The organism is Streptomyces sp. NBC_00091 (assembly GCF_026343185.1).
In the GTDB taxonomy this organism is placed as follows: domain Bacteria; phylum Actinomycetota; class Actinomycetes; order Streptomycetales; family Streptomycetaceae; genus Streptomyces.
In genome coordinates, this window is record NZ_JAPEMA010000002.1 from 269,626 (window position 1) to 294,074 (window position 24,449).

At 73.8% G+C, this 24,449-nt stretch carries 22 protein-coding genes; 16 read left to right on the forward strand and 6 right to left on the reverse strand.

The genetic code is table 11. The features are described 5' to 3' along the window. The first annotated feature begins 5 nt into the window (after nt 1-5). Nucleotides 6-1,187: a sensor histidine kinase gene (locus OOK34_RS29030; protein WP_267037125.1), complete on the forward strand. Its 1,182-nt coding sequence runs from the start codon at nt 6-8 to the stop codon at nt 1,185-1,187. A 1-nt stretch (nt 1,188) separates the two neighbouring features. Further along, nucleotides 1,189-1,827: a response regulator transcription factor gene (locus tag OOK34_RS29035; protein WP_267037126.1), complete on the forward strand. Its 639-nt coding sequence runs from the start codon at nt 1,189-1,191 to the stop codon at nt 1,825-1,827. 54 nt (nt 1,828-1,881) lie between these two features. On the opposite strand, the gene OOK34_RS29040 is transcribed toward OOK34_RS29035, so the two are convergent. Beyond that, nucleotides 1,882-2,769 (reverse strand): TIGR03619 family F420-dependent LLM class oxidoreductase, encoded by an 888-nt coding sequence (locus OOK34_RS29040; RefSeq protein ID WP_267037127.1) that lies wholly within the window; start codon nt 2,767-2,769, stop codon nt 1,882-1,884. 218 nt (nt 2,770-2,987) lie between these two features. Here OOK34_RS29040 and OOK34_RS29045 point away from each other — a divergent pair, with 218 nt between their 5' ends. The 6 genes from OOK34_RS29045 to OOK34_RS29070 all read left to right on the forward strand — a co-directional run bounded on the left by OOK34_RS29045 (nt 2,988) and on the right by OOK34_RS29070 (nt 11,855). Next, nucleotides 2,988-3,224: a chaplin gene (locus OOK34_RS29045; RefSeq protein ID WP_267037128.1), complete on the forward strand. Its 237-nt coding sequence runs from the start codon at nt 2,988-2,990 to the stop codon at nt 3,222-3,224. A 313-nt stretch (nt 3,225-3,537) separates the two neighbouring features. Then, nucleotides 3,538-3,735, forward strand: a complete 198-nt coding sequence (locus OOK34_RS29050) for a thiopeptide-type bacteriocin (RefSeq protein ID WP_267037129.1) — start codon at nt 3,538-3,540, stop codon at nt 3,733-3,735. A gap of 102 nt (nt 3,736-3,837) precedes the next feature. Next, complete coding sequence (locus OOK34_RS29055; protein ID WP_267037130.1) at nt 3,838-6,510, forward strand: lantibiotic dehydratase; 2,673 nt, start codon at nt 3,838-3,840, stop codon at nt 6,508-6,510. After that, complete coding sequence (locus OOK34_RS29060) at nt 6,507-8,309, forward strand: hypothetical protein (protein WP_267037131.1); 1,803 nt, start codon at nt 6,507-6,509, stop codon at nt 8,307-8,309. The genes OOK34_RS29055 and OOK34_RS29060 overlap by 4 nt, the downstream gene beginning before the upstream one ends. Beyond that, the gene (locus tag OOK34_RS29065) at nt 8,306-10,228 is read left to right on the forward strand and encodes a TOMM precursor leader peptide-binding protein (RefSeq protein WP_267037132.1); all 1,923 of its coding nucleotides are present in this window, start codon (nt 8,306-8,308) and stop codon (nt 10,226-10,228) included. The genes OOK34_RS29060 and OOK34_RS29065 overlap by 4 nt, the downstream gene beginning before the upstream one ends. 10 nt (nt 10,229-10,238) lie before the next feature. Further along, a complete protein-coding gene (locus OOK34_RS29070) occupies nt 10,239-11,855 on the forward strand; it encodes a lantibiotic dehydratase C-terminal domain-containing protein (protein ID WP_267037133.1) in 1,617 nt (538 codons plus the stop codon). A gap of 79 nt (nt 11,856-11,934) precedes the next feature. On the opposite strand, the gene OOK34_RS29075 is transcribed toward OOK34_RS29070, so the two are convergent. After that, nucleotides 11,935-13,545 carry an MFS transporter gene (locus OOK34_RS29075; RefSeq protein ID WP_267037134.1) on the reverse strand — a complete coding sequence of 537 codons (1,611 nt, stop codon included), beginning with the start codon at nt 13,543-13,545 and terminating at the stop codon, nt 11,935-11,937. A 129-nt stretch (nt 13,546-13,674) separates the two neighbouring features. Here OOK34_RS29075 and OOK34_RS29080 point away from each other — a divergent pair, with 129 nt between their 5' ends. The 3 genes from OOK34_RS29080 to OOK34_RS29090 all read left to right on the forward strand — a co-directional run bounded on the left by OOK34_RS29080 (nt 13,675) and on the right by OOK34_RS29090 (nt 15,257). Next, on the forward strand, nt 13,675-14,121 hold the full coding sequence (locus OOK34_RS29080) for a MarR family winged helix-turn-helix transcriptional regulator (RefSeq protein WP_267037135.1): 447 nt from the start codon (nt 13,675-13,677) through the stop codon (nt 14,119-14,121). Nucleotides 14,122-14,255: 134 nt separating this feature from the next. Beyond that, entirely contained in the window at nt 14,256-14,666 is a 411-nt protein-coding gene (locus tag OOK34_RS29085) for a hypothetical protein (protein ID WP_267037136.1), read from the forward strand. 219 nt (nt 14,667-14,885) lie between these two features. Further along, on the forward strand, nt 14,886-15,257 hold the full coding sequence (locus OOK34_RS29090; protein ID WP_267037137.1) for a hypothetical protein: 372 nt from the start codon (nt 14,886-14,888) through the stop codon (nt 15,255-15,257). Between the two features lie 4 nt (nt 15,258-15,261). Here the strand turns inward: OOK34_RS29090 and OOK34_RS29095 are convergent, their stop codons facing one another. Beyond that, a complete protein-coding gene (locus OOK34_RS29095) occupies nt 15,262-15,966 on the reverse strand; it encodes a uridine kinase (protein ID WP_267037138.1) in 705 nt (234 codons plus the stop codon). A gap of 73 nt (nt 15,967-16,039) precedes the next feature. On the opposite strand from OOK34_RS29095, the gene OOK34_RS29100 reads away from it, so the two are divergent. Further along, nucleotides 16,040-16,597, forward strand: a complete 558-nt coding sequence (locus OOK34_RS29100; protein ID WP_267037139.1) for a hypothetical protein — start codon at nt 16,040-16,042, stop codon at nt 16,595-16,597. Nucleotides 16,598-16,603: 6 nt separating this feature from the next. Here the strand turns inward: OOK34_RS29100 and OOK34_RS29105 are convergent, their stop codons facing one another. Further along, nucleotides 16,604-16,960, reverse strand: a complete 357-nt coding sequence (locus OOK34_RS29105) for a DUF1772 domain-containing protein (protein WP_323183501.1) — start codon at nt 16,958-16,960, stop codon at nt 16,604-16,606. Nucleotides 16,961-17,219: 259 nt separating this feature from the next. Continuing rightward, on the reverse strand, nt 17,220-18,119 hold the full coding sequence (locus OOK34_RS29110) for a GNAT family N-acetyltransferase (RefSeq protein ID WP_267037140.1): 900 nt from the start codon (nt 18,117-18,119) through the stop codon (nt 17,220-17,222). A gap of 547 nt (nt 18,120-18,666) precedes the next feature. On the opposite strand from OOK34_RS29110, the gene OOK34_RS29115 reads away from it, so the two are divergent. Beyond that, nucleotides 18,667-19,902 carry an IS701 family transposase gene (locus OOK34_RS29115; protein WP_267037141.1) on the forward strand — a complete coding sequence of 412 codons (1,236 nt, stop codon included), beginning with the start codon at nt 18,667-18,669 and terminating at the stop codon, nt 19,900-19,902. 169 nt (nt 19,903-20,071) lie between these two features. Here OOK34_RS29115 and OOK34_RS29120 read toward each other — a convergent pair whose 3' ends face one another. Beyond that, nucleotides 20,072-20,803: a class I SAM-dependent methyltransferase gene (locus OOK34_RS29120; protein ID WP_267037142.1), complete on the reverse strand. Its 732-nt coding sequence runs from the start codon at nt 20,801-20,803 to the stop codon at nt 20,072-20,074. 191 nt (nt 20,804-20,994) lie between these two features. Here OOK34_RS29120 and OOK34_RS29125 point away from each other — a divergent pair, with 191 nt between their 5' ends. The 3 genes from OOK34_RS29125 (at nt 20,995) to OOK34_RS29135 (ending at nt 24,381) form a co-directional block, all read left to right on the forward strand. Further along, a complete protein-coding gene (locus OOK34_RS29125) occupies nt 20,995-22,692 on the forward strand; it encodes a sensor histidine kinase (protein ID WP_267037143.1) in 1,698 nt (565 codons plus the stop codon). Next, entirely contained in the window at nt 22,689-23,369 is a 681-nt protein-coding gene (locus OOK34_RS29130; protein WP_267037144.1) for a response regulator transcription factor, read from the forward strand. The genes OOK34_RS29125 and OOK34_RS29130 overlap by 4 nt, the downstream gene beginning before the upstream one ends. Before the next feature lie 232 nt (nt 23,370-23,601). After that, a complete protein-coding gene (locus OOK34_RS29135; protein WP_267037145.1) occupies nt 23,602-24,381 on the forward strand; it encodes an ABC transporter ATP-binding protein in 780 nt (259 codons plus the stop codon). Nucleotides 24,382-24,449 lie beyond the last annotated feature (68 nt).

Below are 24,449 nucleotides of genomic sequence, written 5' to 3' on the forward strand. Positions count from 1 at the left end.
CGATCATGCTGCAACGGCCACAGCACGGCGACCCGTTCTGGATCTGGATGCTCCACTGGTGGGACCTCCTGTCCTGGGCGGTCATAGGACTGCTGATCCTCCTCACCGCCCTCGCGGACCTCCCCGATGCGGTGAAGTACGGCTCCCTCGCGCTGCTGGCCCTGCTCGCCTCCAGCTACACGCTCGTCAGGAGGCTGCCCGGCAATCCCGTGCGCCGGGGCTACGCCCACCTGATCGTGCTGCTCGTCACCCTGGCCGCCCTCTCCTACCTGCGCGACGGGTACGGAGTGCTCTACACCCTGGCCCTCCCGCAGTTCGTCATCTTCGTCGACAGCTTCCGTGCCGCGATCGTCCTCAGCGGCCTGGGCGCGACGGCGATCACCGTCGGCGGCACCCTGCGGCAGGGCTGGGGCGCCGAGAACCTGACCACGAACACCATCTCCTCCCTCGCCGTCTACGCGGTGAGCGTCCTGATAGCGCTGCTCACCCCGAGGGCACTGGCGGCCCGTGACGAACGGGCCGAGCTGCGTGCGAAGTTGGCGACCGCACAGCTCGGCCTGGCCGAGGCCCACCGGCTCCAAGGCGCGGCGGAGGAGCGCGAGCGCCTCGCCCGGGAGATCCACGACACCCTCGCCCAGGGATTCGCCTCCATCATCGTGCTCGCGGAGGCGGCCCGCTCCAGCCTGGCGACCGATCCGAACCGCAGCTCCCAGCAATTGCTCTCCATCGAACAGACGGCGCGGGAGAACTTCGCCGAGGCACGGGTCCTGGTCGGGGCCGCCCCCCAGAGCGGCCTCACCCCAGGGTCCGTCGCGGCGACCCTGCGCCGGACCCTGGACCGCTTCACCGAGGACACCGGACTCCACGTCATAGCCGACCTGGAGGAGGTCCAGTGCGACCAGCCGACCCGGATCGCCCTGCTGCGCTGCACCCAGGAGTCGCTGGCCAATGTCCGCAAGCACGCGGCCGCCTCCACGGTGGACGTCGTCCTCGCACAGCGTCCGTACGGCGTGGAGCTGGACATCACCGACGACGGCCAGGGCTTCGTCGTGGAGGAAGCCCGCGGGTTCGGCCTCGGCGGCATGCGCAAACGCCTCGCCGAACTCGGCGGGGAGCTCACGGTCACCAGCTCGGTCGGCGACGGCACCCGCGTCCTGGCCCTGATCCCCACGAACGGTGAGGCATGACATGACCCCAGAACCCCTGCGCGTCGTGGTGGTCGACGACCACACGGTCATGCGCGCCGGAGTCGTCGCACTGCTGGCCTCGGAACCGACCGTGGACATCATCGGCGAGGCCGGCGACGGCCGCGCCGCCGTGGAACTCGTCGAGCGCCTCCAGCCTGACGTCGCTCTGATCGACCTGCGCATGCCCGTGCTGGACGGGGCGAGCGCCACGGCCGAGATCGTCGCGGGCCCGGCCCGGACCCGGGTGCTGATCCTGACGACCTACGACACCGACGAGGAGATCGAGCGCGCGGTCGAGGCCGGGGCCATCGGCTACCTGCTCAAGGACACCACCCGCGAGCAGCTCGTCGACGCGATCCATTCCGCGTCCCGGGGAGAGACCGTCCTGGCGCCCCGGGTCGCGGAACGGCTGGTGGCCCGGATGCGCCGGCCGGCCGTCGTGCCGCTGACCTCCCGTGAAGTGGACGTGCTCAACGCGGTCGCCGACGGGCTGTCCAATGCGGAGATCGGCCGCCGGCTGGTCATCGCCGAGGCCACGGTCAAGACCCACCTGCTGCGGGTGTTCGCCAAACTGGACGTCAGCGACCGGACCCACGCCGTGGTCGTGGCCCTGGAGCGGGGGATGCTGGTCCGTCGTTGACGGCCTCGCGGCGGGCGGCTTCGATGGCGCACCGGGTCGGCGAATGCGGGAGCGCTATCCGGCTCGGACGAGCTCCAGGACCTTGATGCCGAGCTCCAGCGCCTCGTCCGGTTCGCGCACGCACTGCTGGAAGTCGACGAAGCAGCTGTCGGCCCCGGTGTCCCGGATCCCGGCGAGTACCGCCGCGATCTCCTCGTACGACGTACCCGGCTTGGGGTTGAAGCGGATGTTCCGGCGCAGGCCGTCGGGGTCGCGGCCGGCTTCCTCGGCCGCTTGCCGGGCCATGCCCCAAAGGCCGGTGAGGGCCTCGGGCGGCAGGACGGCGCCGACCCAGCCGTCCGCCCGGCGGCCCACCCGGCGCATCGCGGCGGGCGAGAAGCCACCCAAGTAAAGGGGCGGGTGGGGATGTTGGGCTGGGCGGAGGCCCACGTAGGCACGCGGGATGCGCCAGTTGGGGCCCTCATGCTCGAACTCCTCCTGCGTCCAGATGCCCTGGAGGATGTCGAGGGCCTCGTCGAGCAGCCGTCCGCGCCGGCCGAAGTCGGCGTTGACCGCGGTGTATTCGTCGCGCAGCCAGCCGATGCCGAAGCCGACGTCCAGCCTTCCGCCGGTCACCAGGTCCAATGAGGTGAGGCTGCGGGCCAGCAACAGGGGCGGGTACCAGGGCGCGTTGAGGGTGCTCATGCCGAGCCGGGCCCGGGTGGTCGCGGTGGCGGCGACGGTCAGGACCGTGAGCGGGTCGAGGAAGGTCCGGTACTCGGGCGGGTAGGGGTTCTCGGGCGTGTGTCCCGGGTAGAGGTCACTGGGCTCGACCGGGGTCAGCGAGCGGTCCCCCACCCAGAACGAGTCGAAGCCGGCGCCCTCCGCGTCGCGCGCGAAGCCCGCGATGCGGGCGGGCTGCGCGTGGGTGCCGTACTGGGGCAGTGCGATGCCTATCTCCATGGCCTCATCGTGGACGCCCGGCGGCCGCGGAACCCAAGGGCGCCACGCGTGACGCGCGACACAGGGCCGGGCTGGGCTGGCCCGGGCCGGGCTGGCCCGGGCCGAGCGGGACCGGCGTCCGTGCCGTAACACGCCCCTGGTCAGGTGAATGCGGGGCAGGAAGCCCTCCTAGGCGGTGTGATCCTGGTTCGACGTTCCGTCATCGACATTGGAGTGACATGCGTATTCGAATTGCGATCGCCGCCACCGTCCTGGCCGCGGCCGGCATCCTCGGCGCCACCGGTTCCGCCCTCGCCGACGCCACCGCCGAAGGTGTCGCCATCGGCTCGCCGGGCGTGCTGTCCGGCAACGTCGTCCAGGTGCCCGTCCACGTGCCGATCAACGTGTGCGGCAACAGCATCAACGTGATCGGCCTGCTCAACGGGGCCGCCGGCAACACCTGCATCAACACCTGACCGCACCGCGGCCCCGGAGCCGCCCCGACGGTCCCGTCTGGCGAGCGAGATCCCAGGCGGGACCGTGCGGGGGCGGTTTGGGGACAGGGTGGCCGGTTTTTGACGGGTGAGGGGTGGAGGGGGTCCCGGATGGCTCCCGATGTGCTCGCGTTGCGCTGTGTTTCGGTCAACTTCCTTGATTTCAAATGGAGTTACATCGGAATGTCGAAAAGCGTCTCCTGCGAGCGGATCGCCCCGGGAGCTAGCGTTGCGATCGCTTGTCCGCAACACGGATCCAGCCATCACAACGCGTCCCACACCCTTGGGAGTTCTCATGGCAGATTTCAGCGCCGCCACCTCTTTCGAGGCCCACGACCTGGACCTCGGCGGTATCACCGTCACCGCGATGCGCGACACCGCGGGCGTTTCGGCCTTCGCGGCCGGCTCGTCCACCTCCACCTGTGGCATCCCGACCGCCACCGCCTGCCAGTGCGTCACCCAGCAGCCGCAGCTCGTTCCCGGCGTCGTCTGAGCCTGATCCGCTGACGCCCGTTCCGGCGCCCTCACACGGGCGCCGGGGCGGGCGCTCCGCCTCTTGCCCCCGACCAGGCCGAGCCGGAAGGACCGGGACGCCATGACTCCCCCCGCCCCCGCCGTGCGCACCGCCCCGTACGCGCTGGTGCGCGCGACGACGCTCAGTCACCCCGCGCAGTCGCCGGACGCGGCCGGCTTCCGCAGCGGGGTGGAGGAACTCACGCAGCTCGAGGGCGCGCTGGCCCGTCTCGCGCCCCGGCTGACCGACGCCCTGTACGAGAGCCGGGGCGGCCATCACGACACCTTCCACCGGGATGTGGTGCTGCCGCTGCGCCGGGCCCTGCACAACGGGCGGGAGCCCCGGGCGGCCCTCCTCGACGGGCTCGGTGACCTGCCCGAGCGGGTCCCGCTGCTCCGGGAGTGGCTGGAGACGCGCGGCCGGCTGGCCTCCGCGCGGGCCCGCCTCGCCGCCTCGGCGCCCGCCGCACTGGCCGCGGAGCGCCACGATCTCGCCGCCCTGTGCCGCGAGCCCGCCTTCGCCCTCGCCGCCTCGGCCACCAGCGCCGGTCTGCTGGCCGCCGTCGAGCGGGCGGGGGCCGGGGCGACCGGGCGCCGCGCCCGCAAGGAGGAGCCCGGGGTCCTGCGGCACGCCGTGCGCGCCGCCACCCGGACCAGTCCCGTGTCCTGGTTCACCGCGGTCGGCTGGGGTCCGCTCCCCGCCGGAACGGGCGGCCCGGTCCGCGAGTGGGGAGAGGGCGACCTGCTGGGCGCGACCGGCAACCCCGTCCGTACCAGCCGCAGCCTGGTGGCCGCGCTGTGCGAGGCGCTGCTCCGCGACCCCGGCAGGCGGGCGCGGCTCCCGCACCGGATGGCGAGCGCGGCCCGTACGGCCGAGGGGCGCGCCACCTTCGCCCGTACGCGCGGCCTCTCCACCGTCGGCCGTTTCGTCGTCGCCGCCGAGGACGAGGTCGAGGTCGCGGCGACCGCCCCCCTGGAGCGGGTCGCCGAGCTGTGCCGGGCGACGCCCGCGACACCGGCCGAACTCGCGGCCGCGCTGGCCGCTCCCCAGGACCGCGCGGCCGCCCTCGCGTACGTGGAGCAGCTCGTGGACGCCGGACTGCTGGTCCCCATACCGCCCGTCGGACCGCAGGAAGCCGACCCGCTGGGCCGGCTGGCCGGCTGGCTGCGCGCGGGAGCCGAGCCCGCCTTGGCCGCCCGCCTCGACGAAATAGCCGATGCCACAGGGAAGTTCGGCGCGGCCGATCCGCGCGAGCGTGCCGCGCTGCTCGCGCTCCTGCGCGAGCGGTGGACGGCCCTGCTGGCTGCGGCGGGGCGGCCGCTGCCCGCGGAGAACCCGGTGCCGCCCGTGCTGACGGAGGACGTGGTGGCCCGGCACCCGGTGGCTGCCGACGGCCTGCTCACCGGCGAGGACCACGAGGCGCTGCGCGAGGTCGCCGCCCTGGCCGAGCTGTACGACCTCGGGCACCTGGTGCGCCGGGCCCTGCGCGACCGCTTCGTCGCGCGTTACGGCCGGGGCGGTGTCTGCCACCCCGTCTGGGACTTCGGCAAGGAGACGGTCGCGGCCTGGGAGGACACCGTCCGGGACGCGCTCGTCTCGCCGGACGACGACCTCGGCCTGCTGCCGACGCGCGCGGCCGAACTCGTGCGCCTGCGGGCCTCGTTCGAGGCCGAGGTCCTCGCACACGGCGCATCCCGGCAGGGCCCGGACGCCGATGTGGTCCTGCCGCCCGAGCTGGTCGGGGCCTTCGCCGCGAGGCTGCCCGGCTGGGCGGCGACGCGCCCGCTGTCGTACGCGCACTTCCTCCAACGGGACGTCCGGCGCGGCCTGCTGTCCCTGAACCACGTCTACGGCGGTTGGGGGCGGGTCGGGAGCCGCTTCCTCGGCCTGCTCGACCCGGGGGCCGTCGAGGCGGTCGCCGGGGAGGTGGGGCGCGGGGCGGGACCCGGCGCCCGGACGGTGCAGTTCCGCCCGGTCCAGGGCTTCAACGCCAACCTGCAGCCGCAGTTCATGCCGGACGAGATCACCGCGGAGGAGTACGGCCCGGCGCAGCCCGGCCACGCCGGGGGCCGGACTCCGCTGCGCGACGCCGACGTGGAGCTCGTCCACGACGAGGCCGGCGACCAGGTGCGCCTGCGGCTGCGGAGCACCGGCGAGCTGCTGGACGTCTTCTATCCGGGACTGATGGTGTCCGGTCTGCTCACCACACGCAGCGCTCCCCTGGCCCACGACCACCCGGAGGGCGTGGTCTCCTTCGCCTCGCTGGTGCCGCAGCTGGTCAGCGAGGTCCCCGGCGGGACGCTGGTACGCACCCCCCGGCTGCGGCACCGTCACATCGTGCTGCGGCGGCGCCGCTGGAGGCTCGCCCCCGGCACGGTGGCGGCCTGGCGCGCCGCGCTGGCCGGCGATGCGGCGGGCGCCGATACGGCCGGCGCCGAGGTGCCCTTCGGGGCCGCCGCGCGCTGGCGGGCCCTGCTGGGCGTCCCCGACCAGCTGTTCCTCCACCCGCCGCTCGTGACGGCCGCGGAGGCCGGCGCCACGGCCGCGGAGACCCGGGCACAGCCGGAGCAGCCCAAGCCGCAGTTCGTCGACCTCGGCAACGCCCTGCACCTGCGCTGCCTCGACAAGTGGCTCGCCCGCCACCCCGACGGCCTGGTGCTGGAGGAGGCCCTGCCCGCACCCGGCGGCCGGGAGGCGGCGACGCGCGCCGTCGAGCTCGTGGTGGAGACCTACCGGGCGGGGAGCCCCTCATGACCGCGGCGCCGCTCGGGATATCCGCCGGAGCCGAAACCTCCACGCCGCCCGACGCCCTCGAGGCCCTGCGGCACTGGCGGCTGCGGCCCGGTGTCACCGCGAGCACCCTCGCCGACGGCCTGCACCTGCGCGGATGGAGTACGAGCGTCACCCTGGAGGGCAGTCCCGCGCTGCCGGCGCTCTGGCGGATGGTGGACGAGGCCCTGCGGACGGGCGGCGCGGCGGACCTCGCCGCGCGCACCGGAGCCGGTACGCCGCTGCGCGCCGCGCTGTGCACCCTCATCGGCCAGCTGCACGCGCACGGGATGCTGGTCGAGGCCCCCGCGCCGCCCGCGGGCGCCCCGGCCGGGGACTGGCTGCTCGAGGTGGCCGGCCGTCCCGCCGAGGCGGCGGCCGCACTCGCCGGCTCCCGGGTCGAGGTCACGGCCGCCGATCCGGACGGGGCGCCGGCCACGGCGGCCGTACGGGCCCTGGCCCGCGCCGGGGTCACCGCCGACCGGGTGGGTGCCCCCGCTGTGGCCCGGGGGCGGGTGCTGCTGCTGGCCACCCGCGCCGACGGGACCGAACGGGCGGTCGGCTTGGCGGTCCACCCCGGCGGTGCGTTCGTCACCCCGGTCGGCAGCCGCGCGCGGGCCGGGGCGGACACGGCGGCGCTGGGCGAACGGCTCGGGCTCGACAAGGAGCTCGAGGCAGAGGCGGGTCCGGCGCTGACCGCACTGGTGGCGGGCGGGGCCGTGCAGCGGCTGCTCTGCGCGGTGGCGGGACTTCCGGATCCGGGGTCCGAGGGCACAGGCGGGCTGGAGCCACGGCCGCGGTTCCCCTCGGTGCTGGTCGCCGGGGAGCGCCCGCTGCGGTCGGCTTACCATCCCTGGCCCCTGGGTTCCCCGGAGGCGGCCGATCCGCCCGGCACGCTCGCCGAGGCGCTGGCCGGTGTGGCCGCGCTGGGCGACGAGCGCCTCGGGGTGCTGGCGCCGCCCCTGACGGGAGCCCTGCCGCAGCTGCCGGTCGCGCTGGCCGGCTGCGCGGCGCCGGGCGGCGGGCTGCTGACGGCCGGCGCCGCCCGGGCCGACCTCGCCCGCCTCGACGCCGTGTGCCGCGCAGCGGAACTGCGGTGCGGCGCGGGCCGGTCCGGGGTGGTGGTGGGGGCGGACCCCGGTCACGCCCTGGGGCGGGCGCTGCGGCGGGCCGCGCTGCGGCTGCCCCTGCCGGCGCGGGGGGCCGCGCCCTGGGACGCGTACGGCAGCGGGCATCCGCAGGCCCGCCACTGGTGGGGCGTCCTGACGCGCCGCCTCGGGGTGCGGGCGCAGCTGAGCGTGATGCCGCTGGACGCGGAGGGTACGGCCTACCGGGCCGACGTACGCGGGGGCGCGGCGCCGGGGCGGCTGCTCGGGCGGGCGGTGGAGGCCACCGCCGGTGACGCGGCCGCCTTCGCGGCGCTGGGCGCGCTGGTCCGCGTACAGGCAGAGCAGCTTGATCCGCTGGTTCGTCATATCACCTCTCCTGGTGGGGAGTTGTGTCCACTCGCCGCCGCGGGAGTGGCGCCGGCCCCCTGGGAGGACGAGAGCTGGGCCGCGGGCTGGTGGGCCGCGGTCGCCGGACGTGAGGCGGGCCTGCACACCGTCCTGCGCGGGCTGACCGGCCTGCGTACCCGCCCGTGGGAGCCCACCGGGGCGGAGGCTCACGCGGTCGCCGCCGCGCTGCGCGGATGCGGATTCGCCGTGATCGACGTTCTCGGTGTCCGTGACGTTCTCGATGTCCGTGACGTTCTCGACTCCGATACGGAAGGGGGGTCGCGGTGACCCCGTCGGCGCCACCCGTCACCGCTACACCGCTCGGGGCGGCCCTGGCCGCGCTCGGGCTGACCGTCCTCGACGCCCCGGGCGCACGCGAGGCCACGGCCGGCCGGGCCGTCGTCGTCCTGGACGACTGGGACCTGGACACCGCCGCCGAGCTGTCGCGGCACGCGCTGCGCCACCCGGTGACCCTGGTCCCGGTGCGTGGGGACGGCGCGCTGACGGTGGTCGGCCCGGTGCTGCGGCCCGGTGCGGTGGGCTGCCTCTCCTGTACGGAGTACCGCAGGCTCGCCACCATCGGCGGCCGCGTCCCCTGGCACAGTCCGGGGCTCCGGCTGGCGGGCCGCCCCTCCCCCGCCCTCGTGGACGCCGTCGCGGCGCTGGCCGCCGAGCTGCTGGCGGAGCCGGTCCCGGCCCCGGGCGGCGGTGCGGCGGTACGGGTCGTGCACGGCGGCCGCGTCAGCTGGTCCAGCCACGTCTTCCGGCCGGTCGGCGGCTGCGAGGTGTGCCTGCCCCTGCCCGACGACGACGCGGCGGCGGCCCGGCCCCGGTGGACGGCGCGGCCGCTGCCGGATCCGGAGGTGCTGCGCGGGCCCAACGACCGTACGGACCGGGCGGGTCTGCGCGCGGAGCTCTACGACGAACGCTTCGGACCGGTCCACCGGGTGGTGCGCACCGAGGACTCCGTACACAGTCTGACCAGCGCCTACGTCACCCTGGGCCGGAACCTGCCGGACGGCGGCTACGGCCGGTCCGCCGACTACGACAGCAGCGAGCGGGTGGCGCTCTTCGAGGGGGTCGAGCGGCTCACCGGGATGACCCCGCACGGGCGGCGCACCGTACTGCGGGCCGGCTACGCCGAGTTGGGCCCGGAGCGGGCCGTGGACCCGGAGCGGCTGGGGCTGCCCGATCCCGCCCACCACGGCCACCCCGCGTCGCCGACCGTCCCCTACACCCCGGAGCTGGAGCTGGACTGGGTGCACGGCTGGTCGCTGACCCGTGCGCGTCCGCTCGCCGTGCCCGAGCACGTCGCCTACTGGGATCCCAGTCCGGGCCGGCCGCGCGTGGTCTACGAGTGCTCCAGCGGCTGCGGTCTCGGCAACAGCCCCGAAGAGGCGGCCCTGTACGGGCTGTTCGAGATCGCCGAACGCGACGCGTTCCTGATGGCCTGGTACGGCAGGACCCCGCTGCGCCGGATCGCGCTGCCGGACGAGGACCTCGAGGTGCTGCACCTGGCCGACCGGGCGGAGCTCGCGGGCTACGAGCTCGCGCTGCTGGACGCGACCAACGACTTCGGCGTCCCGGCGGTGGTCGCGGTCGCCCGGCACGGGGATCCCCGGTCGGCGGCCCCGCAGGTGTTCGTGGCGGCCGGGGCCCACCACGACCCGCGCGTCGCGATCCGCTCCGCCGCGGTGGAGGCGGTGACGAACGTGTTCAACGCCGCCCAGCGGCTGCGGGCGGAGCCCGGCACCTGCGATCCGCGCCGGCTGCGGCCCATGCTGGAGCAGCCCGAGCTGGTCGCCACCCTGGCCGACCACACGGCTCTGTACGGCCTGCCCGAGGCCCGGCCGAGGCTGGACTTCCTGTTCGGCGACGACCGGCCGACGCCCTGGCGGGAGGCCTGGCCGGGTGCGCCGGAGCCGGTGGCGGACCTGTCCGGGCTGCTGGACGCGACGGTGCGGCGGCTGGCGGGGGCCGGGCTGGAGGTGATCGTGGTCGGGCAGGACGAGGCGGGCGTGCGCGAGCGCCTCGGTCTGTACGCGGCCAAGGCGGTCGTCCCGGGCGCGCTGCCGATGACCTTCGGGCACGTCAACCGGCGCACCCTGGGGCTGCCCCGGCTGCTGGAGGTCCCGCACCGGCTGGGCCGGGCCGCGGGGCCGCTGCGGCACGACGAACTCCCGCTCCACCCGCACCCCTTCCCCTGAGGAGCCTTCCGTGACCACAGCCCCGCCAGGCTCCTGGCCGGTCCTGCACTGTTTCCTGCGGACGGGGCCCGAGGCCGTAGACGCCTTCCTCGTGGAGGACCTCGCGCCGCTGCTGGACGGGCTCGTCGCGGAGGGCCGGGCCGCCGGCTGGGCCTTCGTACGGCACGAGGAGGGCGGACCGCACCTGCGGGTACGGGTGCTCGGCGCGCTGCGGCCCGGCGCCTCGGCCGAACTGGCGTCCGTCGTACGCCGTTCGGCCGAGGCGCGGGCGGTGGAGACGGGTGCGGGGGCCGGGGCGGCCGAGGTCCGCGAGGTGGCGCGGGTACCGGACGACGCAGGGCCCGGCGCGCCGCTCGGGCCGGGCGCCCGTGAGGAGGTCGCGGCGCTGTCCGCCCGGGTCGCGGTGGACTGCGTCGCCGGTACCGGGCGCGGGAGCCGCCGTCTGGCGGTCGCGGCGGATCTGGCGCACGCCACGGCCTGGGCCCTCGGGCTGGACCGCTTCGAGGCGGCGCGCTGGCTGCGCGGGTGTGCGGTGCGGCGGCTCGGCTCCCCGGCGGCGCCGCTGTTGCCCGCGCGGCTGGTGCACGCGCAGGTGAACGCGGTCTACGCGGCGCAGCGCGAGAGCCTCGCGGGCCGGGCGGCGGCCCTGCGGGAGGCGCTGGCGGAGGGCACGGTGGCGGGGCCGGTGGCGCGCTGGGCCGCGGGCGTGCGGGCGGCCGCCGGGGCCCCGGGGCGCTCCGAGGTGTGGGGCTCCGAGCTGCACCTGCTGTTCAACCGGCTCGGGGTGGCGCCGGACGAGGAGCGGGCCGTGTACCGGCTGGCCGCCCACGCCCTGCTCGACAACGGCGAGCCTCCCGCGTACTTCCCCCAGGGGCATCTGGCCCCGGACTGGCGGTACCTGGAGCGGAGCAAGGTGCGCGTCGGCTGGGACGCCGAGGGCTCGCTCCGCCCGGCCCCCGAGGAGGCCGTGCCCGACGGGCCGGAGGTGGCGCTGCCGGGCGGTCCGGTGCCCGAGGTCTCGCTGTGGGCCGCCGTCACCGGCCGGACCAGCGTCCGCAAGGGTCTCACCGGTCCGCTGAGCGCCGAGCTGCTCGGCACCCTGCTGTGGGGCGCCCACGCCACCAGCCACACCACGGGCTCCGGCGCGCCCTTCCCGCACCGCCCCTATCCGAGTCCGGGCGGCCTCTACGCGGCGGGGCTCCGGCTGTTCGCCTTCGGAGTGGAGGGCCTGGCGCCGGGCACCTACCAGTGCGTGCCCGGCCGGCGCGCGCTGCGGCGCGTCGGCGACCCACCCGCCCTCGAGGAACTCAAGGCGGTGTCCGCGTACATGACGGCGCCGGCCTCGGATCCGCTCGCGGTGGTCGTGGACGAGGTCCCGGTGGTGCTCGGCCTGTACGTGGACCTCGGCCGGCTACGGCAGCGCTACGGCCTGCGGGCCCTGCGGCTGGGCCTGCTGGAGGCCGGTCACCTGGCCCAGTCCCTGCTGCTGACCGCGTCGGCGCTGGGGCTGTCCGCGATGCCGCTGGGCGGGTTCCAGGACGACCTGGCGCACGAGCTGTTCGGCCTGGACGACCTGGACCGGCCCCTCCAGTACCTGCTCCCCCTGGGCCGCGCCGGCACCGTGTGAGCGGGCGGCGGCCCCACGGGCCGGTAGCGGGCGCGCGCCGCGGTGGCGCCGTGCGGCGTGCGCGCCCGCTCCCCCGGCGTCAGGAGGGGGTGGAGCTGGTGGCGAGGGTCGGCCGGGCCTCTTCCTCCTTCGCCGGTCCCGGGCGGCGGTCCGGGCGGAAGCCGATGGCCAGGACGGCCGCGCCGACCAGCGCGAATCCCGCCGTCCAGAGCGCACCGACGTGCATGGCGTGGAGGAACGCGGTGTCGGCCGCCTCGGCGAGGCGGGTGTCGTGCGTGGCGGCCGCCACGTGCCTGGCGAGTTCGGCCGAGACCCGGGCCTGTTGCCGTACCGGATCCGGAAGTCCGGTCAGCGAGCCGTCGATCGAGCGCCGGTAGACGATGGAGGTGATCGTGCCGCCGGCCGCGATGCCCAGTACGCTGCCGGTCTGGCGCAGGGTGCTGTTGACCGCGCTGCCCGCGCCGGAACGCTCCAGCGGCAGGGAGCCCAGTACCGCGCCCGTGACGGGGGCGATCACCATGCCGATCGCGGTTCCCTGCACCAGCATCGCCAGCGAGTACCAGGCGATCGGCGTGTTCGCGCCGAAGAGGGCCAGGGACCCCATCGCGCCGGCCGCGACGGTCAGCGAGAGCGAGCCGACGAGCCGGACGGACGTGCGGCGGGCCAGCCGGACGGCGATCGGTGAGCCGACGACCACTCCGAGTGCTCCCGGCAGGGCCAGGAGCGAGGCGTCGAACGCCGAGTAGCGGCGGGCGCCTTGCAGGTAAAAGGCGAGGTAGAAGGACCCGGACGTCATGGCCAGGAAGACCGTCATCAGGGTGATGTTCCCGGCGGCGAAGCGGCGCTGTGCCAGCAGCCGGGGATCGAAGCTGGGCTGGGCGATGCGCAGTTCCGTGAGGACGAACGCCGCGATCAGCACGACCCCCGCGACGGTGCATCCCCAGACGCCGGGATGGGCGAAGGACGCGTCCTGGCCGGCGCGGATCAGGCCGTACGCGAGGACGCCCAGGCCGCCCGTCGACAGGAGCAGCCCGGCCGGGTCGAGGCGACGGACCTGTGGGCTGCGGAAGTTGGGCACGTAACGCGTGATGAAGACGAGGCCGAGGAGCACCACGGGGACGTTGACGAGGAACACCGAGCCCCACCAGAACTTCGCGAGCAGTGCCCCGGCCAGGATCGGCCCCGCGGCGAGGCCGACGCCGGCGAAGGACGACAGCGTGCCGAAGGCCGCCGGGCGCTCGGCGGGCTCGAACGTCCAGCTGACCACCGCCATGGTGGCCGGGACGAGGAGCGCGGCGCCGGCGCCCATCACGGCGCGTCCGGCGATGAGCTGGCCGGGGGTGGTGGCGTAGGCGGCCAGGGCCGAGGCGGCGCCGAAGAGGGCCATGCCGGCCAGCAGGGTGTTGCGGTGGCCGAACCGGTCGCCGAGCGCTCCCCCGGTGAACATCAGGCCGGCGAAGGCCAGGGTGTAGGCGCCCGTGGCCCACTGGAGCTCGCCGGGTGTGGCCCCTAAGCCCCGGACGGGGTCGGAGAGGGTCTCGAAGGCGGTGGTCAGGATGGTGCCGTCGAGCCAGATGAGGAGCTGGGCGAAGACGAGGACACCGAGGATGAGCCGCCGGCGGGCCGGCGGGGGCGTTTGGGGTGCTGATGTCGGCGTCGGTCTCGGTGTCGGTGGTGTGGCGGATGACATGCGTGACTGCCTTCGGATCAGGAGGGATTCGGCGCGGCCGCCGCCGACGAGACTCGTCAGGTACCTGACGACTCCTTCATCGTGGCAAACTCGTCAAGTTCCTGTCAATCATGAAGGTGGAGGTCCCCCATGGACGAGCCGAGTCGCGGCGGTCGGGTGCTGAGCTTCGTGGTCCGCCACACCTGGCTGAGCATGCGGGCGGCGATCGGGGCCGAACTGGAGGAGTTCGGGCTCACCGTCCCGCAGTTCGCCACGCTGATGATGGTCCGGTCGTCCCCGGGCATGTCCGTGGCCCAGCTGGCCCGCTCGGTCGGGAGCACCCGCCAGGCCGCCAACGAGATGCTCGCGGCGCTGGAACGCGACGGCCTGATCACCCGCTCCCCCCACCCCACCGACCGCCGGACGCACCAGCTGCACGTGACCGACCTGGGGGCCGCGCGCTACGAGGAGGCGCTCCCGGCCGTACTGCGGCGGGAGGCCGAACTCGAGGAGGGCCTGGCGCCGCGGCAGCGGGAGGCGGCCCTCGCCTGGATGTCGGCCGTCTCGACCGCCTGCCAGGAGCCGGGCGAGAAGTGACGTCACCGGTCTCGTGATTCCAGGTCCGCGGAGACCGACACGGAGACCGGCGCGGATAATGGCACCGCCCAGGGCTGCGGCACGGGCCGGCAGGCAGCCCGGCAGCCTGCACCGATCTGAGAGACGAAGGATCAATGACGCTGAAAGAAGGCCAGCGGGTGAAGCTGGCGGCGGACATCAGGCTGACCGATTCGATCGCCATGGCGGACGGCTCCTCCGCCTCCGCGGTGCCCGTCGCGGGGTTCCTCGCGCTGGCAGCGGGCACCGAGGGCACGGTCGAGCGAGTCGACGAGCACCGGCACGAGAGCCAGGAGGTCCGCGAGTACCTGCGACTCAAGTCGCTTCTCGATTCCTTCGGCCACGACATGCCCCCGGAGAGCAGGCGGCAGCTCGAGGAGAAGGTCGGCTCCCTGGAACCCGAGTGGATCGCCTACCAGGAGCAGAAGCTCCTCGTAACGGTCCGCGTCCGCTTCGACAACGGGTTCGTCCTCGACGAGACGCACGAGGACGTCTTCACGATGGACGCGGTCGGGAACAACTGCTGACCGCCGTGAGGTCATGCCGCCGATTGCCCTGATTCGCCGCTCTTCGGGCCACGCCGAATCACGTCGCGCGTCCGCCGCCGGTGTCGCAGTCTGAGTAACGCCGCAGCCGGGCGCGGGGGACCCGGTGGGCGATTCCCATGGACGGACACCGCCGCGTCGCGGAGCTGTGCTCCGCATGCGTACGGGCGTGTCCCCGTCGAGCGAGAAGAGGAAGCGAACATGGGCACGTTACGCACCACTCTGGCAGTCGCCGGCCTGGGAGCGGCGATGTTCGGCACCCTGGCGGTGCCGGCGCAGGCTGCTCCCGCCGGGGCGGCCGCCGTCACCTGCGGCAACGCCTACTGGCCGCACAGCGACAAGGACAACGGGTCCGGCAAGGTGCTCCCGTCCAGCGCGGCCGTGCACACCGGCCCGTACGGGGCCTGCACCACGGTGGGGTACGTCAGCGGCGGCACCACCGTCTCCTACGACTGCTACTCCGTGAACAGCTACGGCAACACCTGGACCTGGATCCGGGACGCCAACGGAAGCAGCCTGGGGTGGATCTGGGACGACCACCTGGACGACGGCGGCGCCACCGCGCAGTGCTGACCGGCTAGGGCCACCGGGCTCCACCCGGGCGCGGGCGGCCGGTGCCGCCCGCGCCCGTGGCGCGTCCCCGGGCGGGGGCGGTGACGAGCGTGTAGCGGGGGGTGCCGTCCGGGGCGGGCGGCCGGGTGTGGCTGTCGAGGAGGGTGTCGGCGTGGAGGTGGGGCCGGTGGGCGGCCAGGTAGGCGTCCTCGGCGGGCATCCACTCGTCCTCCCAGGTCGTGCGGGCTTCTTCGCCGTCGCGTGCCAGCCCCCGGTGCAGTCGTACGTCGCGGGGGGCCTGGCAGTGGATGGTGTGGGTGTAGGCAGGACGGAGATCGGCGTGGAGGGCGTGGACGCCCTCCACGATCAGAGGGGTACGGGGCGGTAGTTCAATCCAGTCGCCGAGGCGGTCGGCGTCCCAGTCGTAGCGCTGGTAGCGCACCCGTCTGCCGGCGACGGCGGGTCGCAGGACCTGGTCGTCGAGGCGGGCGAGGTCGAACCCGGCGGCGATGGCCCCGGAGCGGGCGGGGCGGTCGGCCGAAGGAAGGTAGAAGTCGTCGATGTGGACGACGACCGCGCCGGGCAGGCATGCGGCGAGCAGCGCGGCCAGCGTGCTCTTCCCCGTACCACCCGGGCCGTCGATGCCCACCAGGGCCGGCCGGTCGCGCTCGGCTGCGCCGGCCTCGATGCTCTTGGCCAGCGCCCTGGTGTCACAGGGGATTTCGGGCATGGAATCTCGCTCCTCGTCTTCCTTTCACAGATCACGGTGTGGTCGAGCGCGGGCTGTCCCAACGGCACTCTCGGTGGCAGACTCCTCGATCATGGCGAATAGCGGACTGTGGGTCGGTATTCTCACTGCGCTGACCGCGCTCGGAGCCAGCTACATAACCGCCCGGGCGACCTCCCGCGCGGCGCTGGCCCAAGCCCGAACAACCACGACGGCGCAGGCCCTTCGCGAACAGCGCGACCGGCGTCGATCCACCTACCGGGAGATGATGAACTGCGCGCACGCGTTCAACGAGGTCACCTGGCAGATCGACGACGTCGACGCGGCGCCCGACCGCGAGGCCAAGGACCGGCTCCTGACGCGGATGTATGAGCGCATCGGCCCGGCCATCGGGAACATGAACAAGGCAACCCACGAGGTTCGGCTCGACGGTCCTGCCGAGGTTTCCACCGCGGCGGAGCAGGTGCGGCAGATGGCGCGACGCCTGCAGCCGCTGCTGAAGGCGCTCATCGGTGACGACAGCCCCGAGTGGAGATACGACTACGACGCTGCGCACCGGGATTTCCGGGGCACCTACATCACGTTCGTCGGCCTCGCGCAACAAGCGTTGGAGGTCAGGGACGAAGAAGGGTAAACCTCCTCAGAGCCGAGCCCACGGCCGTTGCCTCAGGGAGAGGATGATCAGCAGAGCGAAGGCGGTGAGGGCGGTGAGCGTGCGCAGGTTGTTGAAGAGCTCCCAGCGCCGCAGGATCTCCGCGTGATCGGGCGGGGGCGAACCGAGCGCCCATTCCTTGATCCGGCCGTTGATCGGCACATTGCCGAGCCTGGTTATCAGGAAGGACGCGAGGGTCAGCAGACCTGCCGCACCCGCGATCAGCCGGGCGCGCCCGCGTACCAGAGCGGCGAGGGTCAGGGAGCTCAGCGTCGACACGGCCATGGCCGCCTGCATGGTGATGCCGTTCATCTTCATCAGTTCGGCGTGGAACGACAGCCGCATGTCGAGCGGTACGGCATTGAAGGTGGGGACGAGATTGGCCGCGCCGTAACCGAATGCGCCCGCTAGTACTCCAGCTGTAGATCGTGAAATTGCTGGTGGGGCTGGTCCGAGAAACGGGTGCGTCCACTGTTGATCACCGTGAGGTACGTGGACTGACGACGAGATGGTGGCCGCTGGCCACAGCGCAGATCCCGCATGTCGCTGACAAGGGGTCCGGACCTGCCCTCGGACCGGACCCCTCAGCGCGTGCTACTTCTCGCTAGGCCGTTTGGCCCGCCGGGTGGAAGTTGATGCGTTCACTGATGACGGGGAAGCTGGCCTTGGTGAAGTTCGCGGCCATGGGGAAGTTGCCCTGGTCCGTCGCTGCGGTGACGAACTCCGCGCCCTGCTCGACGAGGAAGTGGGTGCACTCCGCGAGGAGGTCGTAGGCGTAGCCGTGACCGCGCTGTTCCGGGAGGACTCCGATGAAGCCGATGATCGGGCTGGAGTGGTTGCGGGCCGGGATGTGGATGCCGGCCAGGTCGCCCTCCGGCGTGTGCGCGATCTGCCACCACTCCCGTGGTGAGGGGCACCAGTGGAAGAAGTCGAGTTCTTCTTGGGCGGCCTGGTCGAGGCCGCCCTCCTCGATGGCCCTGAGCGCGTGGGCGTCCAGGGTGACGGTGTTGATGCGGCGCAACGCGTCGAAGAACACGGCGTCGTCGGGTTCGGCGCTGAAGCGCAGGCGTCCGGGCCGCTCGGGCAGACCTCGCTCCGGGGTCCAGCGGTACAGGAAGCGTTCCACCAGGAGTTCGTACCCGGCGGCTCGTGCGGCGGTGAAGCGTGCCTCGGCGGCGGCGCGCAGGTCGGGCTTGTCCCGCCAGTCGCCGGGCAGGTCGATTTGGAATTCGACCTGCCAGGGAGCGGAGCGCAGGAGCTCGGCCCCTGCCTCCTCCTCGCCCTCGGCCACGTCGAACCAGTTGATGTTGACGGGCTCCGAGTCGTCGGGGCCGCCCCACCACGCGCCGCGTGCGACGACCTCGCCGTCGCGCAGGGCGACGCGCTTCCAGTCGGGGCGGAACCGGGTACGCCGATGGCCTTCACGGGCGCCCAGGGGGTCGGGAAGTGCGTCGAAGAGATAAGCGTCGCTCGCGGAGAGCGCGCGGATGACCGCATCGGTCATGGATTCCTCCGGGATACAGGCTGCTTGGAGCGCTCCCGGTCAGAACTCACGAACCACGCCGGGACAGCGGAAAGAGGGAGCGCTGGAAAGGTGTGAACCGCACGGCACTCGCCTCCTTCCATCCATCTCAGGGCGTGGAGCCACACACTAAGTGATCTACCGCGGGCCCGTCCACGGATTTCCTTACGCCCTGACCCGCGATTGATGTGGTCAAGCGTTCCCGTGGCGGTTGAGTTCGAGCGCCATGCCATGCACCGGATTCCCCGGACCATGCACGGCCCAGCGGGACTTCGCCAGCGTTCACCAGCCCAGCAGATCCATGGACCTCCGGCCGAGCCAGTCCGCGAACGACACAGCTCGGCCGTCCAGGTTCAGTGGCAGGACCTGGTCGCAGGTGGCCCGGGCGTCGAACCACATCGTGCCCCGGTGCGGGCCAGTGACAATGAGGCCACCCGGTGATCATCGGTGTGTGAAGACAGAAGATCAGTCGGTGGCCGCAGGTCACAGCATAGATCCTGCCCGCTGGCAGGAAGCGTTCGAGGTCTTGATGGGCCGTATTGCGGGGCGGTTCGCGCGGGTGGAACCACGGCGCCGGGCACGGGCGTTCGTGCTCGGGTTGTTGTCGGACCTGCCGCGCAAGAACTGTTGGACGCTTGCCGAGCATGCCGGAGACGCGACCCCGTACGGTCTGCAGCACCTGCTGTCGAGGGCCAGGTGGGACGCGGACGCGGTACGTGATGACATCCGCGGCTTCGTCGTCGAGCACCTGTACCACGAGGACGCGGTGCTGGTCGTGGATGAGACCGGCGACCTGAAGAAGGGCACGCACACGGTGGGCGTGCAGCGCCAGTACACCGGCACCGCCGGACGCATCGAGAACAGCCAGGTCGCCGTCTACCTCGCGTACTCCACCCCGCTCGGACACGCGGCCATCGACCGGGAGCTGTATCTCCCGCGCTCCTGGACCGAGGACACCGCCCGCTGCCGGGCCGCCGGAATCCCCGACAGCGTCGCCTTCGCCACGAAACCCGCCCTCGCCGCCCGCATGATCGGCCGCGCACTGGACGCCGACGTCTGCGCGTCCTGGGTGGCCGGTGATGAGGTCTACGGAGGCAAACCGCACTTGCGGACCGCGCTGGAACAACGGCAGGTCGGCTATGCACTCGCCGTTGCCTGTGACCACCAGATCACCACCCGGGCAGGCACGTTCCGCGCTGATGCCCTGGTCAAGAAGCTGCCGAAGAGGGCCTGGCAGAAACTCTCCGCCGGAGCCGGAGCCAAGGGGCACCGCTTTTACGACTGGGCCCTGGCCGACCTCGCCGACGACCGCCCCGGCCACCACCAGCTGCTCGTCCGCCGCAACCGGCGCACCGGCGAACTCGCCTTCTACCGCTGCTACTCAGCCACCCAGGTGCCGCTGTCCACCCTGGTGCGGGTCGCCGGACGCCGATGGACCGTGGAGGAGACCTTCCAGTCCGGCAAGGGCCTGGCCGGACTGGACGAACACCAGGTCCGGCGCTGGGCGTCCTGGCACCGCTGGGTCACCCTCGCGATGCTCGCCCATGCCTTCCTAGCCGTCGTCCGCGCCGACGAACACGCGCGTCACCCGAAGCCGGAGGGGCTGATACCGCTCACCTGCAACGAGATCCAGCGCCTGTTCATCGCGCTCGTCGTCCGGCTCGTCCACGGCGCGACTCACCGGCTCGACTGGTCCCACTGGCGACGCCGCCACCAGGCCCGATCCCGGGCCAGCCACTACCAGCGACAAGCCGCCCAGACATGAAGATCACGATCTACAGCTGGAGTACTAGGAGGCCGGTGGCGAGCAGGGCGAGTCCTTGAAGGATTCGGATGCGCATGTTCGTTGGCTCCAGTGTGCATCGGGGCTGCGTCGTCCCAAGGGTCGCGGCAGCCCCGCCATAAGTCCAAGAATCCGCGCTTCTCCAGCCGTCTCATCCCGTCGCGCAGATCAGGACCGAGCTGACCGGTGTGGCGCGGTAGGCGGTCCACAGGGCCTCGTCGTGGTGTTCGTCGGCGGGTGGGGTGGTGATGGGGCGCCAGGCGACCGAGGTGAACCCGGCGGCGCGGGCGGCGCGTTCGAGGTCCGGGTGCTGCCATTCGTAGAACTCGTAGGGTGTGGGCGGTTCGGTCAGGAAGGCGGCCTTGAGGAGCGGGGCGTCGCCGCCGGGGACGCGCTCGCGGACGGTGACGTCGAAGGCGTCCCAGTTGGCGTCGGGGAAGGGGCACTGGTTCGGGACGATGGCCACCAGCCGGCCGGTGGGGGTGAGGTTGGCGCGGATGCGCTCGAACATCGCCCGGAGGGCGGTCCGGGCGGGGGCGTAGTTGAAGAGGTACACGGCGGTGGCCAGGTCGAAGTCGCCCAGTACGGGCATGGCGGCCACGTCCGCCACCACGTACTCGGTGCCCAGGGGCCGCTCGCGCTCGTGGCGGCGGGCGAGGCGGATCATCTCGGGCGAGATGTCGACGCCCATCGCCGGGCGGGCGCCGCGCTCGGCGAGCAGGCGGGTGTTGAAACCGTAGCCGCACGCCAGGTCGAGGCAGGCCAGACCCTGCACATCGCCGATCTCCAGCAGCAGGCTGTGCGTGTCGGCCGCCGAGAACGCCGCCGTCGACTTCGATTCCTCGAACCGGGCTCCGATCCGGTCGTACTGCTGCGTATTCATCGCCCTCTTCCTCGTTCCGCTCGCCGGTGCCGAGGCCCTCCATACCGCGCGGGGAGGGGTTCTCCGCTGAACCGGGAGGGTGAATTCTCCCGGTGTCGTCGGTTCAGGCCGGCGCCTCTGTCTTTTGGCAGAGGCGCGGATCAGCCGCGAGGCTCATGCCGGTGCGGCTGCGAGTATCGATACTGGTCAGCGTGGCCCGTACTCGTCTGTTCCGTCGTCCTGCCCGCGTTCGTCCGCCCGGGGTGCTCCCGGCCGGGGGCGCGCGTACGGCGGCGGAGACCGCCGGGGTGGTGCTCGCGGGGCTGGGGGTGTGCGGGGCGGTCGCGGGGCTCGGGCTGCTGCGTCACCCGGAGGTGCAGCTGGCGGCGATCGCCGCCGGTGCGGCGCTCTTCCCGCTGCGCCGCCGGTTCCCCCGGGCCGTACTGCTCGCGCTGGCGGCGCTGACCGGGCTCGCGAGCGGTGTCGGGCCGGTCGCGGCGGTGGCCTCGTACGACGTGGCGCGGTGGACGGCCGGGGCACGGCGGCGTGCCCGGCTGCCGGCCGCGGCGGGCAGCCTGCTCGTGGCGACCGCGACCCTGGCCGCGCCGGTGGCCGGTCCGGGGTCGGTGCCGTACGGTCTGGCGCTCGGCCTCGTACTCGTCCCGACGGCCGTGATCGTCCCCGGCCTGGTCGGCACCGCGCAGGGGCAGCAGCGGCGTCTGGTACGGGCGCTGCGCGAGCGCGGGGACGCGGCGGAGCGGGCCCGCCGGGCCGCCGACAGCGAGGCGCGCACCCACGAGCGGTCCCGTATCGCCGCCGAGATGCACGACCTGCTCGGGCACCGGCTGAGCCTCATCTCCCTGCACGCGGGCGGGCTCGAGCTCGCCCTCGACCGGGCCGCCCCCGAGCTGCGCGAGGAGGCCGTCCTTGTCCGGCGGACCACCCGCGACGCGATGCGCGAGCTGCGGCAGGTCCTCGGGGTGCTCGGGCCGCTGGGCCGGGACGTCGGAGCGGACGCCCTCACCGACGCGACCGGCACGCGGGCCGACATCGAGGCGCTGGTGGCGGAGTCCCGCGACGGGGGGATCGCCGTACGGCTGGAGTGGACGGGGCCGGACCTCGACGCCCGTCCGGCATCGGTCCGCCGGGCGGCACACCGCGTGGTGCGCGAGGCCCTGACCAACGTCCACCGGTACGCCCCGACGGCGCACGTCACCGTGACCGTCGTCCACGACGACGCCGCGGTACGGGTCACCGTCCGCAACGGCGCACCGCCCGTGGCCGCGGCCGCCGCCGGGAACCTGGGCACCGGCCGCGGGCTGACGGGGCTCCGGGAGCGCGTGGAGCTGCTGGGTGGTGTCTTCGACGCCGCGCCGCTGCCGTCCGGCGGCTTCCGGCTGGACGCGGCCCTGCCGGCCGAGCCCGGTGACGCGGTCCTCGCGGAGCGGTCCGACAGCCCGTACGCCGGGGCCGGGGCGCAGGCGGCGGACGGCGCCTGCGGCGCGCAGGACCTCGGCTCCGAGAGGCAGACCGCGAACGCGCTGACGCTCGTCCTCGGCCTGGCGGCGCTGTGCGTGCTGATGGCCCTGGGCACGTGCTTCGTGTACGCCACCGCGCCCCGGGAGGGCGCCGGGCCGCGCCCGCTCCCCCGGGTCGGGATGACGTACGACGAGGTGACGGGCCTCGGCGTCACCGACAACCGGGCGGTCCGCGCCGCGGCCACGGGCCACGAGCCGCCCCGCCCCGCCGGTGCGGCCGGCTGCACCTATCCGTTCAACGGCGCCACCGAGTCCTACCCCGGCGGACTGCGGGTCGCCCGCTACTGCTTCGACGCCGCACAGCGGCTCATCGCCATCGACCGTTTCTCCGTCCCGTCGGTCCGGGACGCCTCACCCTGGGAGACCCCGTGACCGAGCCCGACCGACCGATCCGCGTCCTGCTCGCCGACGACGAGACGATGATCCGGCACGGCGTCCGTCTGATCCTCCGGCACGCCGAGGGCATCGAGGTCGTCGCCGAGGCCCCGGACGGGCGGCGGGCCGTCGAGCTGGCCGCCGTCCACCACCCCGACGTGGCGCTGGTCGACATCCGCATGCCCGTGTGCGACGGGCTGGCGGCGATCGCGCCGCTGCTCGCGCTCGATCCCGCACCGCGCGTGGTGATGCTGACGACCTTCGGCGACGACGACAACGTGGTCCGGGCCCTGCGAGAGGGAGCGGCGGGCTTCCTCCTGAAGGACGAGGGCCCGCAGGAACTGATCAGCGCGGTACGGGCCGCAGCCGCCGGCGACGCCGTCCTGTCCCCCGGCGTGACCGGGGCGGTGATCTCCCGGATGCTGCGCGCGGGCGATGCGTACGACGCCGGCGGCGGCGCGCTCGCGGACGAGCGGCTCGCCCGGCTCACCGGCCGGGAACGGGACGTCCTCGCGGCGCTCGGTGACGGGCTGTCGAACCAGGAGATCGCCGCGCGGCTCGGCATCGGCACCGGGACGGTGAAGACGCACGTGGGGGCGATCCTGGAGAAGACCGGTTCGACGAGCCGGGTCCAGGCGGCGCTGCTGGCCCACCGGACCGGTCTGGCCTCCTGAGGCGCGGCCCGCAGCCCGGGCCCGTCCGCGCCCATGGGTCTCCCCCGGGGGAGGGCGACACCGCCCGGGCCTCTGCCCATCGGCAGAGGGGAGCCTGGCGGAGCAGCCCTTTCGGCAGAGGTCAACTCACGCCTTCAGAGCGATGTTTCCGCAGGTGAGGGCCGGTGAGGATGGATGCGTCCCCCGGCCCGAGGCACTCGCCCCGGGCCGTCGCACCTCAGGCGGAGCATCCATGTCACAGGCGTTTTCCTCCCACCGCACACCTCCCCTGGAGCCGGCCGCCCGCGCGACCGGCCTGACCAAGACGTACGGGAGGGGCGAGACCCGGGTCACCGCGCTGGACTCGGTGTCCGTGGAGTTCGCGCGGGGCCGGTTCACGGCGGTCATGGGCCCCTCCGGCTCCGGCAAGTCCACCCTGATGCACTGTCTGGCCGGCCTGGACCCGGTGACCTCCGGGTCGGCCCGGATCGGCGGTGTCGAACTGTCCACCCTGAACGACCGCCGGCTCACCCTGCTGCGGCGGGAGAAGGTCGGCTTCGTCTTCCAGGGCTTCAACCTGCTGCCCACCCTCACGGCGCTGGAGAACATCACGCTGCCCCTGCGACTCGCCGGACGGCAGCCCGACGCCGCGTGGCTGGACACCGTCGTCGCCACCGTCGGCCTCGCCGGCCGGCTCGCGCACCGCCCCGCCCAGCTCTCCGGCGGTCAGCAGCAGCGCGTGGCGGTGGCCCGCGCCGTGGTCTCCCGTCCGGAGATCGTGTTCGCCGACGAGCCGACCGGCAACCTCGACTCCCGCTCCGGCGCCGAGGTGCTCGGGTTCCTGCGCGACTCGGTACGGGAGCTGGGCCAGACGGTGGTGATGGTCACCCACGACCCCGTGGCCGCCGCCCATGCCGACCGGGTGGTGTTCCTGGCCGACGGGCGGCTCGTGGACGAACTGCACGAGCCGACCTCCGGGGCCGTGCTGGACCGGATGCTCGCCTTCGAAGCGCAGGGCCGCCGCACCGGCTGACCGGCGCCCGCGCCCCGCCCGCCCGACCACGCCCCACCACGCCCCGCTCCGCCCCACCACGCCCCGCT

Excerpts from the sequence above, each read along its gene's own strand:
- OOK34_RS29030 (WP_267037125.1), top strand. The coding sequence starts at position 6 with ATGCTGCAACGGCCACAGCACGGCGACCCGTTCTGGATCTGGATGCTC.
- OOK34_RS29035 (WP_267037126.1), top strand. The coding sequence starts at position 1,189 with ATGACCCCAGAACCCCTGCGCGTCGTGGTGGTCGACGACCACACGGTC.
- OOK34_RS29040 (WP_267037127.1), bottom strand. The coding sequence starts at position 2,769 with ATGGAGATAGGCATCGCACTGCCCCAGTACGGCACCCACGCGCAGCCC.
- OOK34_RS29045 (WP_267037128.1), top strand. The coding sequence starts at position 2,988 with ATGCGTATTCGAATTGCGATCGCCGCCACCGTCCTGGCCGCGGCCGGC.
- OOK34_RS29050 (WP_267037129.1), top strand. The coding sequence starts at position 3,538 with ATGGCAGATTTCAGCGCCGCCACCTCTTTCGAGGCCCACGACCTGGAC.
- OOK34_RS29055 (WP_267037130.1), top strand. The coding sequence starts at position 3,838 with ATGACTCCCCCCGCCCCCGCCGTGCGCACCGCCCCGTACGCGCTGGTG.
- OOK34_RS29060 (WP_267037131.1), top strand. The coding sequence starts at position 6,507 with ATGACCGCGGCGCCGCTCGGGATATCCGCCGGAGCCGAAACCTCCACG.
- OOK34_RS29075 (WP_267037134.1), bottom strand. The coding sequence starts at position 13,545 with ATGTCATCCGCCACACCACCGACACCGAGACCGACGCCGACATCAGCA.
- OOK34_RS29080 (WP_267037135.1), top strand. The coding sequence starts at position 13,675 with ATGGACGAGCCGAGTCGCGGCGGTCGGGTGCTGAGCTTCGTGGTCCGC.
- OOK34_RS29085 (WP_267037136.1), top strand. The coding sequence starts at position 14,256 with ATGACGCTGAAAGAAGGCCAGCGGGTGAAGCTGGCGGCGGACATCAGG.
- OOK34_RS29090 (WP_267037137.1), top strand. The coding sequence starts at position 14,886 with ATGGGCACGTTACGCACCACTCTGGCAGTCGCCGGCCTGGGAGCGGCG.
- OOK34_RS29095 (WP_267037138.1), bottom strand. The coding sequence starts at position 15,966 with ATGCCCGAAATCCCCTGTGACACCAGGGCGCTGGCCAAGAGCATCGAG.
- OOK34_RS29105 (WP_323183501.1), bottom strand. The coding sequence starts at position 16,960 with ATGCGGCTGTCGTTCCACGCCGAACTGATGAAGATGAACGGCATCACC.
- OOK34_RS29110 (WP_267037140.1), bottom strand. The coding sequence starts at position 18,119 with ATGACCGATGCGGTCATCCGCGCGCTCTCCGCGAGCGACGCTTATCTC.
- OOK34_RS29115 (WP_267037141.1), top strand. The coding sequence starts at position 18,667 with ATGGGCCGTATTGCGGGGCGGTTCGCGCGGGTGGAACCACGGCGCCGG.
- OOK34_RS29120 (WP_267037142.1), bottom strand. The coding sequence starts at position 20,803 with ATGAATACGCAGCAGTACGACCGGATCGGAGCCCGGTTCGAGGAATCG.
- OOK34_RS29135 (WP_267037145.1), top strand. The coding sequence starts at position 23,602 with ATGTCACAGGCGTTTTCCTCCCACCGCACACCTCCCCTGGAGCCGGCC.